This is a genomic window from Streptomyces hawaiiensis, assembly GCF_004803895.1.
Classification (GTDB): domain Bacteria; phylum Actinomycetota; class Actinomycetes; order Streptomycetales; family Streptomycetaceae; genus Streptomyces; species Streptomyces hawaiiensis.
Genome location: NZ_CP021978.1, coordinates 1,595,687 through 1,610,241 on the forward strand (window position 1 = coordinate 1,595,687; position 14,555 = coordinate 1,610,241).

Genomic DNA, 14,555 nt, shown 5'->3' on the forward strand with positions numbered 1-14,555 from the left:
GCGGATCGACCGAAAGCCGTTGTCTACTGAGCGCCCGGGCCCCACCCGGGGTCACACCTCCCCGACCGGCCGGAACGTTCCCTCGGCGCTGCGCCGGCCTGAGCCTGGCTCCCAGTGGCGGTGCCCCGGTGCGGCACACCGTCCCTGACCCGGCGGCGCCGCGGCGAGTGCTCGGACGTTCCCCGGTCGGGCGTCCGGTGGTGGACCCGGCCGAACCTACCGGCCTCCTGCGGCCGCCTGTCAACAGCCCTTTGATCTGCGTATCTTCCGGCAACGCCCTGGTCAGGGCGGAGGATGCGCAGGTCGCGCGCCGGGGGCGCGGCGCACGACTTCATGCGCGCCACCCCCGTAGATCACTCGCCCGGCCGTACGAAGACCGTGCGGCCGCCGACCACGGTCCGCAGACAGACGGGCAGGTCGCGGCCCGGAGTCAGGTCGGGCAGACCCGGGGTGCCGGAGCGGGGATCCGTAGACCAGCGCGCGACGCGGTCGTCCGGGGCCTGGACGACGAGTTCGCCGGTACGCCACACGGCGTAGTCGGCGGGGGCGCCCGGGACCAGGACGCCCGCGTCGTCGCGTCCGACGGCCCGCCAGCCGCCGCGCGTGTGCGCCGTGAACGCGGCGCGCACGGAGACGCGGTGCTCCGGCGTGCGGTGGAAGGCGGCGGCCCGGACTGTGCCCCACGGGTCGAGCGGGGTGACCGGGCTGTCGGAGCCGAACGCGAGCGGGACACCGGCGCGCAGCAGGGCCGCGAAGGGGTTCAGAGCACGGGCCCGCTCCCGCCCGAGCCGCTGCGCGTACATGCCCTCCTCGCCGCCCCACAGGGCGTCGAAGGCGGGCTGTACCGAAGCGGTGAGGCCGAGTTCGGCGAAGGCGGCGACACTTTCCGGGGTGAGCATCTCGGCGTGCTCGACGCGGTGCCGGGCGGCCCGGATCCGGCCGAGCCCGAGCTTCTCGGCGGCGGCGCGCACGCCCTCCACCACGGCGTCCACGGCCGCGTCGCCGATGGCGTGGAAACCGGCCTGCAGACCCGCCTCCGTGCACGCCACGACGTGCGCCGCGACCGCGGCAGCGTCCAGGTAGCCGATGCCGGTGTGCCCGGCGTCGGCGTACGGCTGGTGCAGACAGGCCGTGTGCGAGCCGAGGGCGCCGTCGACGAACAGGTCCCCCGCGGCGCCGGCCGCGCCCAGTTCCCGCGCCTTGGCGACGTCCTGCTCCGCCCAGTAGCCGACGACCCGCGGCCCGGGCTCCTCCCCCGCGAGGCGCAGCAGTCCGGTGAAGTCGTCCTCGGCGGAGATCTCCGGCCCGGCACACTCGTGGACGGTCCCGATCCCGAGCGAGACGACGTGCGCGAGGGCGGCGCGCTGCGCCTCGGTGCGCTGCTGCGGCGTCACGGCGGCGAACGCGGCGGCCCGCACGGCGTGGTGGGCGTCCGCGGTGAGCGGACCATCCTCACGGGTGACATCGGGAACCAGGTTGAGCAGGGTCGTGGTGACGACCGCCGAGTGGACGTCGATCCGGCTGAGGTAGAGAGGCCGGTGGCCGGTGGCCTCGTCGAGCTCGGCCCGCGTCGGAGGCCGGCCCCCGGGCCAGCGGGCGGCGTCCCACCCGTGCCCGAGCAGGACGCGGTCGTCGGGGCGTGCGGCGGCGAAGTCCCGTACGAGGGTGAGGGCGGCGTCGAGGGAGGGAGCGCAGGACAGGTCGAGACCGGTCAGGGCGAGACCGGTGGCGGTGGTGTGCACATGCGCGTCCGTGAACGCCGGAGTGACCAGCGCTCCATCGAGATCGACGACCTCGTCGACCCCGCCCGCAAAGGCGTCAGCGGCCCCCTCGGATCCGACCCAGGCGACCTGCCCCCGCTCCACGACCATGGCGGTGGCGAAGGGATCGGCAGGGCTATGGACCTCGCCGCGGCGTAGCAGAACGGTCTTCGGCGGCGCACTGGACTCACTCATGGAGCACAGTCTCACAGGCCCTGGTGCAACGCCCTGCAAGGGGCGCCGGGAACCGCGCGATCGGCCACACACGACCCGCAGCCGCCGAACGACCGGTCAGATTCTGGGCGGCCGCGCCTCGTACGGCGTGGACAACACCACCGTCGTCCGCGTGGACACCCCCGCCAGCGACCGCAGCCGCGCCAGCAGTTCCTCCAGCTCGTGCGGCGTGGCGACCCGCACCTTGAGGATGTAGTTCTCGTCCCCCGCGACGCTGTGGCAGGCCTCGATCTCGGGCACGCCGGCCAGCCGGTCCGCGATGTCGTCCGGCGCACTCGGATCGAACGGTTTGACCGAGATGAACGCCGTCATCGGCAGCCCCACGGCCTCCGGGTCGACGACCGCGGCGTAGCCCCGGATGACACCCCGCTGCTCCAGCCGCCGCACCCGCTGATGCACGGCCGACGTGGACAGCCCCGTGGCCTTGCCCAGGTCGGTGTAGCTCATCCGCCCGTCCTTGACGAGCAGCTGCACGATCTGTCGGTCCAGCTCCTCCATGGCGCAAGAACCTACAGTGCGGTTGATCTCCTCGGATACCTGAGCGGCCCAGGTCATGCCCGGTTCGTGATGTGGCCGGAAGCCGACGGTCAGCCGTCCGGGGGACAAATCCGCCGCAGTGGACACCTGCACGGGGCATGTGACGAACGCCACAGGGCTCGAACGGTCTCCGTGATGTTCTCGTGATTACCGCCCAGGGGGGACGGGAAGTGCTTGCTGTGGTCGAGGCCGCATGCCTGATACGGCCCAGCCCGAGGGGGAGAACCCAATGCAGAGTCTTAAGCGCCCTGGTCGCACCGCACCCAAGCGGCAGCAGCTCGTCGTCGAGCCCGAGCCGGAGGGTGTCGAACCCGACGCCTTCGACGACGAACTCGACGCCTACGACACGTTCGAGATGTTCCGGGTCGTCTGCCCGGACTGCGCGCAGCCCATCGCCCTGCTGGCGGACGAGGAGGTTCTGCCGGAGCACGCGCTGTGCGCCTCGCCGTGGAACCCGTTCGGACTCACGGTCTGCGCCGGAACCGGCCGCAGGGCCACGGACGCCCGCCCCGCGGACGAGTCCGTGGAACCTCAGGAGCAGGACACCGCCCTGCTGTTGACGCTCCCTCAGGGGCTCGACTGGCGGACCCAGCCCTTCTCGCACGTCGGCGGCCCGGGCTCGCGCCCCCTCAGGGTCCCGGTCATGCGCCGCCAAGCGGCCTGAGCGCGGGCCTTCCTCGCCCGCTCGCTCCACTCCCGTAGCTGCCCCGCACCACGGTCCGCAGACTGCCGTGGTGCGGTTCAGTGCGCCCTGAGCGCGCGGCACTGAACGAACGCCCGATTCCACCATCCGGTGACCTGTCCGGGCTCTGCCGCGTTGCCCTGGTATGACCCCCATCTCCTCAGCGACCGGGCGTCAGCGCCTCCTGTACGTCCCGCCGCCCGCAGAATCGGTTCGGCCGGCTCCGCCCCGCTACCAGGACCCGCCGATCTACCGCGACCTGATGCGGACCTGGGCCGAAGGGGGCCGCACCCTGCCGGGCCGGCACGACCCGGAGTGGATGCGGCTCGCGGCCCCTTGGCGGGGCCTCGATCAGTTCAGCGTCCCTCTGGACCCACGAGATGGCGGGCGATGACCATCCGCTGGATCTGGTTGGTGCCCTCCACGATCTGCAGCACCTTGGCCTCGCGCATGTAGCGCTCGGCCGGGAAGTCGGCGGTGTAGCCGTAGCCGCCGAGAATCTGCACGGCGTCGGTGGTGACCCGCATCGCCGTGTCGGTGCAGTGCAGCTTGGCCATGGCGGCCTGCCGCGCGAACGGACGGCCCGCGTCCTTCAGCCGTGCCGCCGCGAGGTAGAGCGCGCGGCCCGCCTCGATCTGCGTCGCCATGTCGGCGAGCATGAACCGCAGCCCCTGGAAGTCGGCGATCGGCTTGCCGAACTGGCGCCTTTCGGCCGCGTAGGCCAAGGCCTCGTCGAGCGCGGCCTGCGCCACGCCGATGGCGCACGCCGAGATGCCGAGCCGCCCGGAGTCGAGCGAGGACAGGGCGATCGCGAAGCCCTGGCCCTCCTCGCCGATGCGGCGGTCGTCGGGTACGCGGACGCCGTCGAAGTGGACCTGCGCGGTGGGTGAGCCCTTCATGCCCATCTTCTTCTCCGGCACGGCGGCGCTCAGCCCCTCGGCGTCGCCGGGCACCAGGAAGGCGCTGATCCCGCGCGGGCCCTCCTCGCCGGTGCGCGCCATCACCGTGTAGAAGTCGGCGATCCCGCCGTGCGTGATCCAGGCCTTGGTGCCGGTGATCACCCAGCCGTCGCCGTCCCGCACGGCCTTGGTGCGCAGGGCCGCCGCGTCCGATCCGGAATGCGGCTCGGAGAGGCAGTAGGCGCCGAGCTCGCCGCCGCCCAGCATCGCGGGCAGGTGCTCGACCTGCTGCTCCTTGGAGCCGTAGGCGGCGAGCGCGTAAGAGGCCAGGGAGTGGACGCTGACGCCGAGACCGACGGTGAGGCGGGCCGCGGCGAGCTCCTCCAGGACCTGGAGATAGACCTCGTAGGGCTGGTCGCCGCCGCCGTACTCTGAGTCGTACGGCAGGCCGAGCAGGCCGGAGCGGGAGAGCAGGGTGAACAGCTCACGCGGGAAGCGGCCGGCGTCCTCCTCCTCGGCCGCGTTCGGAACGATCTCCTGCGCCGCGATGTCGCGGACGAGCGAGATCAGGTCCCGGGCCTCCTCCGTGGGCAGTTGTCGGTCCACCGGCTGCGGGGCGCGGTCGGGCATGGCGACGCTCTCCTCCCTGTCGGGCACTGGCGGACGGGCCCATGGGTGGGGGCGGCGCCGCCGGGTCGTTCTGGTGCCTGGCCGATGCTGGCAGTCCCGGGTCTCGGAAGCTGCTGACCAGCGGCTGTGCGCTGTGAGTATGCCCGATCGGAGGCATCCCGTCACCAGTTAACGACCGCTTACTTCAAGAAATGGCCGGGCGCGACCGAAGCGGCGAAATTGGTCCGAACCATTGACCCAACTGGTCTAGTCCTCCTACTGTTTCGCTCCACCGATTCACCGCGTTCATGCCAATCAGCGCGCGCTCCCCTCCCCACGAGGAGACACCGGATGCACACCCCCCACCGTTCCCGCTTCCGGGCCATCGTGTCCGCGGCCTGCTGCGCCGTCCTCGGCGCCGGTCTGCTGGCCGGCGCGGGCACCTCCGCCACCGCGGCGACCTCGGCTCAGGAGGCCGCCGCAGACTCCAAGGCCGCTCCCCGGGCCAAAGCCCTCGGATCCAAGGTCATCGGGTACTTCACCGAATGGGGCACCTACGACCGCGAGTACTACGTCAAGAACATCGAGACGTCGGGATCGGGCGCCGCGCTCACCCACATCAACTACGCCTTCGGCAACGTCACCGGCGGCAAGTGCGCCATGGGCGACGGCTACGCCGCCACCGACCGGGCCTACACGGCCGCCGAGTCCGTCGACGGCAAGGCCGACACCTGGGACCAGCCCCTGCGCGGCACCTTCAACCAGCTGCGCAAGCTCAAGCAGAAGCACCCGAACCTCAAGGTCCTGTGGTCTTTCGGCGGCTGGACCTGGTCGAGCGGCTTCGGCGAGGCCGCGAAGAACCCGGCCGCCTTCGCCCGGTCCTGCCACGACCTCGTCGAGAACTCCCAGTGGGCCGACGTCTTCGACGGCATCGACATCGACTGGGAGTACCCCAACACCTGCGGCGCCACCTGCGACACCAGCGGCAAGGCGGCCTTCAGGAACCTGATGCGGGCGCTGCGCGCCGAGTTCGGCCCGCGGAACCTCGTCACCGCGGCGATCACCGCCGACGCCACCCCGGGCGGCAAGATCGACGCGGCGGACTACGCGGGCGCCGCCCGGTACGTCGACTGGTACAACCCGATGACGTACGACTTCTTCGGCGCCTGGGACGCCGCCGGCCCCACGGCCCCGCACTCGCCGCTGACCTCGTACGCCGGCATCCCGAAGGCGGACCACCACAGCTCGGCGACGATCGCCAAGCTCAAGGGCCTCGGCATCCCCGCCTCGAAGCTGCTGCTCGGCATCGGCTTCTACGGCCGCGGCTGGACCGGCGTCACGCAGTCCGCCCCGGGCGGCACCGCGACCGGCCCGGCGGCGGGCACGTACGAGCAGGGCATCGAGGACTACAAGATACTCAGGACCAAGTGCCCGGCGACGGGGACGGTGGCCGGCACGGCGTATGCCAAGTGCGGCAGCGACTGGTGGAGTTACGACACCCCGGCAACCATCGCGACCAAGATGAACTACAAGAACCAGCAGGGGCTGGGCGGCACGTTCTTCTGGGAGCTGAGCGGCGACACGTCGGACGGTGAGCTGATCAAGGCCATCAAGTAGGGCTGGGAGAAGGGGCGGAGGGGGCGTGGCGGACCCTCCGCCCCTTTCTCATGCGCCCCGACGGGCCGGCTGCGGGGCCGGGTGGGCGGAGTCCAGTTCCTCGATCGCGCGCAGGGCACCGCCCAGCGTCTTCACCAGCAGCTCGCACATGGTCGCGCGGGGCAGTTCGGGACGGTCGATCCACTCCAGGGTGGCGCCCTCGACACTGCACACCCAGGCCAGCAGCCCCATACGGGCCAGCGGGCTGATGCCGGCGCGGCCGTACGCGCCCTCGGCGATCGTCGTCACGACAGCCTCGCGCACCCCGTCGCGGAGGGCGTGCACCTCGGTGTCGAAGCCGACGCCGCCGCTGACGATCGTGCGGTACGCGGCCTGGTTGTGCTCGGCGTAGCGCAGATAGCTGTCGATGGTGCGCTGGACCCGGTCGACCGGGGGCAGTTCGAGTCCGCCGGCCGCCAGGGTGAGCAGCTCGGTGACGGAGTCCTGGATGATGGCCAGGTAGTAGCCCCGCTTGGACTGGAAGTAGTAGTAGATCAGTCCCTTGGCGACGTGCGCCTGCCGGGCGATGTCGTCCATCGACAGGGCGTCGTAGGACGTGTCGGCGAACAACCTCCGCCCGATGGCGATGAGTTCGGCACGGCGCGCCATCGAGCGCTCGGTGCCGCGGGCCCTGGGGCGCGCGGCAGGCTGGGGGCTGATATTCAATTTCGACCCTGGTCTCAACGGGCGGGGCGGGACCTCCGCAGTATGGCAGGCCACACTGCCGGGTCACGGGTCAGGTCACAGCAGCCCGAGCTGGGTCACGAGCATCGCGACGACCACGACGAGGGCCCAGCCCATGACCTGCTCGACGATCTTCGGGCCGTCTTCCCGAGGGCCGCCGGTGCGGACGCGTGGGGCGGTGACTGAGTGCGCGTTCATGGCTTCTCGCAGGGTCGGTGGTGCGGGCGGACTCCCCCCGGAGTTCTGTCCACCTTGCCACCGGGAGTGGCTTTTGCGGCCGAGAGCTTGGTCACACGCGAACGCCCACGCCCGCCAGTGCCGTGCGCTGGGCCGCGCTCGGGCGCGCCGGGAAGTACAGGTAGCAGACGCCGCCGGTGCCCGAGACGACCTTGCCGGAGGCGTTGTACCGCTTGGTCCGCAGCCAGATGTTCTCGAACTCGCGTCGCCGGTAGACGCGGCGTACGGCCTCGTTGCTCGCCGAGTAGGGATCGTTGGCGATCACGTCGCCGTCGGCGGTGAAGCCGATGACGGTCATCAGGTGCCCGGCCGTGCCGTACCCGGCGCCGGTCAGTTCCTCCTTGAGGAACGACTGGGACGTTATGGCCGGGATGCCCGCGGCGATCAGCGTCTGCAGTTCGGTGAGCGAGCCGAGCCGGGTGACCACGCCCTGGAGGTCCTTGAACGTGGCCGCGTACGCGGCGTTGAACGGCCAGTTGCCGCAGCCCGCGTACTGGTAGTCATAGGTGAACCGGGCCGCGTGGCACACCTGCGGATCCGCGTACGAGGGATCGACCCAGGCCAGCTGCCCGTCGGTGAGCCGGCCGCCCCAGTACTCGATGATCATCTGGGAGGACGTCGGGCTGCACCAGGCCTCGCCGCCGTTGTCGTACTCGGGGTACTGGCCCTTGTGGGTCTCCTGCGAGTAGCGCGGGACGCGCAGTTCCTTCACGAGGCCGGGTGCGGACGCCGGGACGGTGAACCGGTCGGGCACGTCGGAGCCCATCGCGCCGAGCCGCCACACGGTGGGGGTGGCCCGGGTGCCGGGCTTGCGGTAGAGGGTCAGGCGCAGCCGGTACGACGTCAGGCGCAGGCCGGTCGACGGGTCGTCGATCGCCAGGGTGTCGGTCCAGACGGTGCTCCTGCCGTCGCTCTGGTCGTCGACCGAGGTGCGCCGGATGTCCTGGTCGCCGGCCGCCCAGCGGCCCATCACGTACCAGGGGGTGCCGGTGCCGTCGGTGTAGGTGCCCTTGACCTCGGCCTGGATCCAGGTGCCGGCCGGGGTGCGGGCGTTCCAGGAGACGATCGCCTCGGTCGCGGGGACGGCGAGCCGGTGGACGGGGGACGTCCAGGTGCCGTACTCCCACGCGGCGGTGGTGCCGGTGTGCGGATCCGTGTAGTCGGCGGTTCCGGCGGGCTTCGCGATCACCAGGCCCGGGCGGGCGCCCGAGACGGCCCGGGTGCCCTTGGCCGTGCCGCCGCACCAGTCGCCGTACGAGACCCAGGCCCGGTTGTCGACGGTGCGGGCCGGCAGGGCCCGGGCGGGGTCTGCGGTGTCGGTCGTCACGAGCGCCTCGGGGTCGGCGGCCGCCGGAGCCGCGCCCGCGGTGACGGCGGCGGCGACCGCGGCGGCCAGGACGGTTCTGCGGGACGGCGGTTCGGCTCTGCGCATGGCGGGGACCCCCGGATGTCGGAGTCGGGCAGGGGCGGGGCAGGTCCGCGCACGGTCGGTCGCATCCGTGCGTGCGCCACATATGAGCACAGCCCGACGTGTCCTGCCAGCACTTCGACGCGCGCCGCGCCCATCAATATTGGCGTCGACCAGTGGCATCCGCGGCGGGCCCCGTCGTTAGAGTGCTGAGCGAGATGAATCCGCCCTTCCGCCCCGCACGGGACGCCGCCGTCCGCGACCTGGCCGCCCGGGCCCGCCGCCTGGCCCCCTCCTGCGGCCCGGTCCGGCTCGTCGGTGTCGACGGGCACGCGGGGTCCGGAAAGAGCACGTTCGCCGGGCAGTTGGCCGCGGCCCTGGACGGTGCGCCGGTGCTGCGTCTGGACGACATCGCCAGCCACGACGCGCTGTTCGACTGGACCGGGCGGCTGCTGGACCAGGTGATCGAGCCGCTCTCCCACGGCCGGACCGCGCACTACGCCCCCTACGACTGGCGGGACCACCGCTTCGGCCCGCCGCGTCCGCTCCCGCCCGCACCGGTGCTCCTCGTGGAGGGCGTCGGTGCAGGGCGCCGGGCGCTGCGCCCCCACTTGGCCCTGCTGCTGTGGATGGAGCTGCCGCCCGAGGAGGCGTGGGCGCGGGGGAGGTCGCGGGACGGGGAGGAGCAGCGGGAGTTCTGGAACGGATGGGTTCCGTCGGAGCGCCGGCATTTCGCCGACGATCCCTCGCGGCCGTTCGCCGACCTTCTGGTACGGCAGCGAGACCAGGGATATGAGGTGCTCGCGGGGCCTGCTGGGATCGTTGGACCGGACCAGCCCTTCACGCACGGTGACGAACCGCCCGCAGTGTGCTGAACCTGTGAAGGGCCTTGCGGGACAAGTCGCCGGAGTGCTTCAACTCGGCTTGACCGCTGGGCCGTACAGGTCTTACGTTCTCAATGTGCGGCCTTTCGGGGCCGCCCACAGACGCGAAGCCCCCGGTTGTTCCCCCGTGATCGGGGGCTTCGTTCTGTCTTCTTCCGGTTTTCCGGCCGCCACGGGGCACGGAGTGCTCACCCTGGGTCACCGCGCGCGGGTCCGACGCATCCGCTCCCACCTCGCCGAACGGCCCGTGCGGCACCCTACGGGGGCGCCGCACCCGCAGGTACGATGCCCTCGGTGCGACCTACGGACGGTTGCTTCGCGCACGGTGCAACTCCAGTCCGTGGCACAGCGGTTCGAGCAGGGCAGCCGGCTGGGGGACGGCTCGTTGGCATACCGACGGGGGCACGGTTTGTGGGGGACGTGATGGACTTCGGCACGCAGGGCCCTCAGGCCCCGGCCGACCTCGCCTGGCTGCGAGGCGTGGACGCCTACACCATGGGCGCGTATCCGCAGGCGGAGGAGGAGTTCCGCGCCGCCGTGCGGATGGACTCCGGGATGGCCGACGGCTGGCTCGGACTGCACGCACTGCGCGTCGACACCACGACCGCGCTGCTGCGGATGTTCCGGCACCGGGACCGCTTCGGCGAGCAGCGCTCCCGCTATCGCCGCGCGCTCAACTCCTGGTACTGGCTGGGCTGGTGGGTGCAGCCCGTGCTGGAGAGCCCCCGCGACCTGCTGCTCGCGCACGCCTCCCACTGGCTGGACGGCCGCCACGTCCCCGAGCTGGACCGGGCGCTGGCCGGACTGCCGCCGGTGGACACCGACCACCAGGTCCGCTTCCTGCACTCCTGCCGCGCCTACCTGGTCAAGGACTGGGAGCAGCTGGTCCGCCACACCGATCCGCTGCTCGACGATGCGATGCTCGGCATCGAGGCGGGCCTGTTCGGCGGCATGGCCCGGGTGCGCCTGGAGATGTACGGCCAGGCCGAACCCCTGCTGTCCGCCGCTCTGATGCGCTGCCGCAGCGAGCAGCCCCAGCGCAAGGAGCTGCGCTACTGGCTGGCCCGGGCGCACGAGGGCACCGGCCGCAGCGCCGCCGCCCTCCCTCTGTACCGGGCCGTGCACCGCGTCGACCCGGCCTTCATGGACACCTCCGCCCGGCTCGCCGCCATCGCCGAGGGCGACGGATACGACGACGCGGCGGACCTCGCGGCAATCACGCTCACCGGCGCGGGCCAGGACGCCGTGGACGGGCCGGACGGGTTCGATCCGCTCTTCGGCCTCGAGGGGCGCGACCTGAGGCTGCCCGATCCCGAGCCGCCGCTCGCTCCCCTGCCGCCGGTGACCGGCCCGCCGGTCCGTGAGAGGACCGGCCCCGCTCCCTCCCTGCCCGCCGGGCCCACCGACCCGGCGTTACTGGACGAGGCACTCGCCGAGCTGGAGCGCATGGTGGGTCTGGAGCCGGTGAAGCGCCAGGTCAAGGCGCTGTCGGCGCAGCTGAACATGGCCCGGCTGCGGGCCGGGCAGGGCCTTCCTGTCCAGCCGCCGAAACGCCACTTCGTCTTCTCCGGCCCCTCCGGCACCGGCAAGACCACCGTCGCCCGCATCCTCGGCCGCGTCTTCTACGCCCTCGGGCTGCTCGGCGGCGACCATCTCGTGGAGGCCCAGCGGGCCGACCTGGTCGGCGAGTACCTCGGGCAGACGGCCGTGAAGGCGAACGAACTGATCGACTCGGCCCTCGGAGGGGTCCTCTTCGTCGACGAGGCCTACGCGCTGTCCAACTCGGGCTACGGCAAGGGGGACGCGTACGGCGACGAGGCCCTGCAGGTGCTGCTGAAGCGCGCGGAGGACAACCGCGACCACCTCGTGGTGATCCTGGCCGGCTACCCGGAGGGCATGGACCGCCTGCTCGCCGCGAACCCCGGCCTGTCGTCCCGTTTCACCACCCGCGTCGACTTCCCGTCGTACCGGCCCCTCGAACTCACCGAGATCGGCCAGGTGCTGGCTGCGGAGAACGGGGACCACTGGGACGAGGAGGCCCTCGACGAGCTGCGGTCCATCGCGGGACATGTGGTGGACCAGGGGTGGATCGACGAGCTGGGCAACGGGCGGTTCCTGCGGACGCTGTACGAGAAGAGCTGCGCCTACCGGGATCTGAGGCTGTCCGTCTACCCCGGGGTGCTGGGCAGGGAGGATCTGGCGACGCTGCGGCTGCCGGATCTGATGCAGGCGTACGGGGAGGTCTTGTCGGGGCGGGGGCCGCAGGATCCGTCGGCCATGTGAGCTCATCGGCCGCGGGCCGGTAGGGGCTGGTCGCGCAGTGCCCCGCGCCCCTGAGTGGGTGCCGTGAAGGCCAGTCGAGCTGTGCCCACCTGTCTGGGGGCGCGGGGAACTGCGCGACCAGCCCCACGCGCCCGCAGCCGCACACCTACGAAGCCAACGCCTCCTCGCTGCCCCGAGGCTCGGTGACCCGAACCTCCGGCATCTGCCGGTGCGCCGGATCCCGCACCTCCCCCACTAGCAGCTCCAGCACATCCTCCAGTGCGGCCAGCCCGAGCACCTTCCCGGACCCGTCGGCCACCTGGGCCAGGTGCGTCGCCGCCCGCCGCATCACCGTCAGCGCGTCGTCGAGCGGCAGCTCGGACCGCAGGGTCGTCATGGGACGCCACAGGTGCTGCGGCACGGCCCGGTCCGAGTCCTCCAGGTCGAGGACGTCCTTGACGTGCAGGTAGCCCATGAACACCCCGTTGTCCGCGGCGACCGGGAACCGGGAGTAACCCGTGCGGGCCGTGAGCTCGACGATGCGCCCGGGGGTGACCGACGGGCTGACCGTCACCAGGGACTCCCGCTTCAGCAGGACGTCCGTCACCGGGCGGGAGCCCAGCTCCAGGGCGTCCTCGAGGCGCTCGGCCTCCTCGGGGTCGAGCAGGCCCGCCTGGCCGGCGTCCTCCACCAGCCGGTTGAGCTGCTCGCTGGTGAAGACGGCCTCGACCTCGTCCTTCGGCTCGACGTGGAAGAGCCGCAGGATGCCCTGGGAGCAGGCGCCGAGGGCGGCGGTGATGGGCCTGCAGAAGCGCGCGAACCAGACCAGGCCGGGGCTGAGCCACAGCGCGGCCTTCTCCGGCGCCGCCATCGCGAGGTTCTTCGGGAGCATCTCGCCGATGACGAGGTGGAAGAAGACCACGGCGGCGAGAGCGATGACGTAGGTCAGCGGATGGATCACGCCCTCGGGCAGATGGATCCGCTCGAAGACCGGCTCCAGCAGATGCGCGACCGTCGGTTCGGCGACCGCGCCGAGGGTCAGTGAGCAGATCGTGATGCCGAACTGGGCTGCCGCCATCATCTGCGGCAGCCGCTCCAGCCCGTAGAGGACCTGCCGGGAGCGGGCGGTGCCGAGCGGCTCGATCTGGCTGCGGCGTACGGAGACCAGCGCGAACTCGGCGCCGACGAAGAAGCCGTTGGCGAGCACGAGCAGCGCGGCGAAGAGAAGCTGGAGCACGCTCATCGGACGGCCTCCGCCATGGAGACCACCGGGGCGGTCCGCACGAGCCGGACCCGTTCCGCGCGGTAGTGGCCGACCTGGCGCACCGAGAGCCGCCAGCCGGGCAGCTCCGCCTTGTCGCCGACGGCCGGGATACGGCCCAGCAGGTCGGCGATCAGGCCCGCGACCGTCTCGTACGGGCCCTCGGGCACGTCGAGGCCTATGCGCTGCAGGACGTCGACCCGGCAGCTGCCGTCGACGTCCCAGGCGGGCCTGCCGTCCTCCGGCGGCGCGGCGGCCAGCTCGGGCAGGTCGTGTCCGTCGTGCTCGTCGCGGACCTCGCCGACGAGCTCCTCGACGATGTCCTCCAGCGTGACGACACCGGCGGTGCCGCCGTACTCGTCGACGACGACCGCGATGGGCTGCTCACTGCGCAGGCGGGCGAGGAGCGGCCGTACGGGCAGCGTCTCGGGGACGAGCAGCGCCGGGCGGGCGATGTGGCCGACGGGGGTGCGCAGCCGGTCCTGGACGGGCACGGCCAGGGCGTCCTTGAGGTGGGCCATGCCGACGACCTCGTCGATCTTCTCCCGGTAGACCGGGAAGCGGGACAGGCCGGTGGCGCGGGTCAGGTTGACGACGTCCTCGGCGGTGGCCGAGGACTGCAGGGCACTGACCTTCACGCGCGGCGTCATCACGTGCTGCGCGGTCAGCTCGCCCAGCGACAGGGTCCGGACGAACAGGTCGGCGGTGTCCTGCTCCAGGGCGCCGGCCAGGGCCGAGTGGCGGGCCAGGGAGACGAGCTCGCCGGGGGTGCGGGCGGAGGCCAGCTCCGCGGTGGGTTCGATGCCCAGGGCGCGCACGAGCCGGTTCGCGACGGCGTTGAGGCCGGCGATGACCGGGCGGAACAGCCGGGCGAAGACATGCTGCGGGCCCGCGACGAAGCGCGCGACCTGCAGCGGCCGGGACACCGCCCAGTTCTTGGGCAGCAGCTCGCCGATCACCATCTGCACGGCGGAGGCCAGCAGCATGCCGACGACGACGGTGACACCGGAGACGGCTCCCTGGGGGATGCCGATCGAGGTGAACGGGCCGTGCAGCAGCTCGGCGAGCGCCGGTTCGGCGAGCATGCCGACGACGAGCGAGGTGATGGTGATGCCGAGCTGGGTGCCGGAGAGCTGGAAGGACAGTTCCCTGAGTGATTCGACGACCCGGTGGGCGCGCCGGTCGCCTTCGGCGGCGGCCTTCTCGGCCTCCGCCCGCTCGACCGTGACGAGTCCGAACTCGGCCGCCACGAAGAATCCGTTGGCGAGAATCAGCAGGAACGCGGCTGCCAGGAGCAGCAGGGGGGTGGTCATGATGCCGCCGCCTCCGCACGGTCGCGGACCTCGAAAACGGGGTCCGCGCTATGTCGGCAGGGGGCGGCGCAGGTACTGCAGGACGATCCGTCCATCGCCGGAGGGGGTCACTCCTCGGTTAGCAGGAGC

The 14,555-nt window shown here is 72.1% G+C and carries 13 protein-coding genes; 5 read left to right on the top strand and 8 right to left on the bottom strand.

Features of this window, described 5'->3' with window-relative positions; all coding sequences use genetic code 11:
• Positions 1-353: 353 nt before the first annotated feature.
• Complete coding sequence (locus CEB94_RS07360; RefSeq protein ID WP_175431391.1) at positions 354-1,955, bottom strand: amidohydrolase; 1,602 nt, start codon at positions 1,953-1,955, stop codon at positions 354-356.
• Positions 1,956-2,051: 96 nt separating this feature from the next.
• Entirely contained in the window at positions 2,052-2,492 is a 441-nt protein-coding gene (locus CEB94_RS07365; protein ID WP_004002750.1) for an Lrp/AsnC family transcriptional regulator, read from the bottom strand.
• 268 nt (positions 2,493-2,760) lie between these two features.
• On the opposite strand from CEB94_RS07365, the gene CEB94_RS07370 reads away from it, so the two are divergent.
• Both CEB94_RS07370 and CEB94_RS42190 read left to right on the top strand, forming a co-directional pair.
• On the top strand, positions 2,761-3,195 hold the full coding sequence (locus tag CEB94_RS07370) for a hypothetical protein (RefSeq protein WP_175431392.1): 435 nt from the start codon (positions 2,761-2,763) through the stop codon (positions 3,193-3,195).
• A 163-nt stretch (positions 3,196-3,358) separates the two neighbouring features.
• Positions 3,359-3,607 (top strand): hypothetical protein, encoded by a 249-nt coding sequence (locus CEB94_RS42190; RefSeq protein WP_078615159.1) that lies wholly within the window; start codon positions 3,359-3,361, stop codon positions 3,605-3,607.
• Here CEB94_RS42190 and CEB94_RS07375 read toward each other — a convergent pair.
• A complete protein-coding gene (locus CEB94_RS07375; RefSeq protein WP_175431393.1) occupies positions 3,570-4,742 on the bottom strand; it encodes an acyl-CoA dehydrogenase family protein in 1,173 nt (390 codons plus the stop codon). The genes CEB94_RS42190 and CEB94_RS07375 overlap by 38 nt on opposite strands.
• 330 nt (positions 4,743-5,072) lie before the next feature.
• On the opposite strand from CEB94_RS07375, the gene CEB94_RS07380 reads away from it, so the two are divergent.
• A complete protein-coding gene (locus CEB94_RS07380; RefSeq protein WP_175431394.1) occupies positions 5,073-6,338 on the top strand; it encodes a glycoside hydrolase family 18 protein in 1,266 nt (421 codons plus the stop codon).
• Between the two features lie 48 nt (positions 6,339-6,386).
• Here CEB94_RS07380 and CEB94_RS07385 read toward each other — a convergent pair whose 3' ends face one another.
• From CEB94_RS07385 to CEB94_RS07395, 3 genes are all read right to left on the bottom strand, one after another.
• The gene (locus tag CEB94_RS07385) at positions 6,387-7,043 is read right to left on the bottom strand and encodes a TetR/AcrR family transcriptional regulator (protein ID WP_175431395.1); all 657 of its coding nucleotides are present in this window, start codon (positions 7,041-7,043) and stop codon (positions 6,387-6,389) included.
• A 75-nt stretch (positions 7,044-7,118) separates the two neighbouring features.
• Positions 7,119-7,259 carry an SCO1431 family membrane protein gene (locus CEB94_RS07390; RefSeq protein ID WP_175431396.1) on the bottom strand — a complete coding sequence of 47 codons (141 nt, stop codon included), beginning with the start codon at positions 7,257-7,259 and terminating at the stop codon, positions 7,119-7,121.
• 91 nt (positions 7,260-7,350) lie between these two features.
• On the bottom strand, positions 7,351-8,730 hold the full coding sequence (locus CEB94_RS07395) for a peptidase C39 family protein (protein ID WP_175431397.1): 1,380 nt from the start codon (positions 8,728-8,730) through the stop codon (positions 7,351-7,353).
• Positions 8,731-8,924: 194 nt separating this feature from the next.
• On the opposite strand from CEB94_RS07395, the gene CEB94_RS07400 reads away from it, so the two are divergent.
• Positions 8,925-9,581: a uridine kinase family protein gene (locus tag CEB94_RS07400; protein ID WP_175431398.1), complete on the top strand. Its 657-nt coding sequence runs from the start codon at positions 8,925-8,927 to the stop codon at positions 9,579-9,581.
• Positions 9,582-10,013: 432 nt separating this feature from the next.
• Positions 10,014-11,873: an AAA family ATPase gene (locus tag CEB94_RS07405; RefSeq protein WP_175431399.1), complete on the top strand. Its 1,860-nt coding sequence runs from the start codon at positions 10,014-10,016 to the stop codon at positions 11,871-11,873.
• A gap of 145 nt (positions 11,874-12,018) precedes the next feature.
• On the opposite strand, the gene CEB94_RS07410 is transcribed toward CEB94_RS07405, so the two are convergent.
• Both CEB94_RS07410 and CEB94_RS07415 read right to left on the bottom strand, forming a co-directional pair.
• Positions 12,019-13,095, bottom strand: coding sequence for a hemolysin family protein (locus CEB94_RS07410; RefSeq protein WP_175431400.1), 1,077 nt, complete (start codon positions 13,093-13,095; stop codon positions 12,019-12,021).
• On the bottom strand, positions 13,092-14,426 hold the full coding sequence (locus tag CEB94_RS07415; RefSeq protein WP_175431401.1) for a hemolysin family protein: 1,335 nt from the start codon (positions 14,424-14,426) through the stop codon (positions 13,092-13,094). The genes CEB94_RS07410 and CEB94_RS07415 overlap by 4 nt, the downstream gene beginning before the upstream one ends.
• Positions 14,427-14,555: the final 129 nt, after the last annotated feature.

Excerpts from the sequence above, each read along its gene's own strand:
- CEB94_RS07410 (WP_175431400.1), bottom strand. The coding sequence starts at position 13,095 with ATGAGCGTGCTCCAGCTTCTCTTCGCCGCGCTGCTCGTGCTCGCCAAC.
- CEB94_RS07400 (WP_175431398.1), top strand. The coding sequence starts at position 8,925 with ATGAATCCGCCCTTCCGCCCCGCACGGGACGCCGCCGTCCGCGACCTG.
- CEB94_RS07360 (WP_175431391.1), bottom strand. The coding sequence starts at position 1,955 with ATGAGTGAGTCCAGTGCGCCGCCGAAGACCGTTCTGCTACGCCGCGGC.
- CEB94_RS07370 (WP_175431392.1), top strand. The coding sequence starts at position 2,761 with ATGCAGAGTCTTAAGCGCCCTGGTCGCACCGCACCCAAGCGGCAGCAG.
- CEB94_RS07415 (WP_175431401.1), bottom strand. The coding sequence starts at position 14,426 with ATGACCACCCCCCTGCTGCTCCTGGCAGCCGCGTTCCTGCTGATTCTC.
- CEB94_RS07395 (WP_175431397.1), bottom strand. The coding sequence starts at position 8,730 with ATGCGCAGAGCCGAACCGCCGTCCCGCAGAACCGTCCTGGCCGCCGCG.
- CEB94_RS07390 (WP_175431396.1), bottom strand. The coding sequence starts at position 7,259 with ATGAACGCGCACTCAGTCACCGCCCCACGCGTCCGCACCGGCGGCCCT.
- CEB94_RS07365 (WP_004002750.1), bottom strand. The coding sequence starts at position 2,492 with ATGGAGGAGCTGGACCGACAGATCGTGCAGCTGCTCGTCAAGGACGGG.
- CEB94_RS07375 (WP_175431393.1), bottom strand. The coding sequence starts at position 4,742 with ATGCCCGACCGCGCCCCGCAGCCGGTGGACCGACAACTGCCCACGGAG.
- CEB94_RS42190 (WP_078615159.1), top strand. The coding sequence starts at position 3,359 with ATGACCCCCATCTCCTCAGCGACCGGGCGTCAGCGCCTCCTGTACGTC.
- CEB94_RS07380 (WP_175431394.1), top strand. The coding sequence starts at position 5,073 with ATGCACACCCCCCACCGTTCCCGCTTCCGGGCCATCGTGTCCGCGGCC.
- CEB94_RS07405 (WP_175431399.1), top strand. The coding sequence starts at position 10,014 with ATGGACTTCGGCACGCAGGGCCCTCAGGCCCCGGCCGACCTCGCCTGG.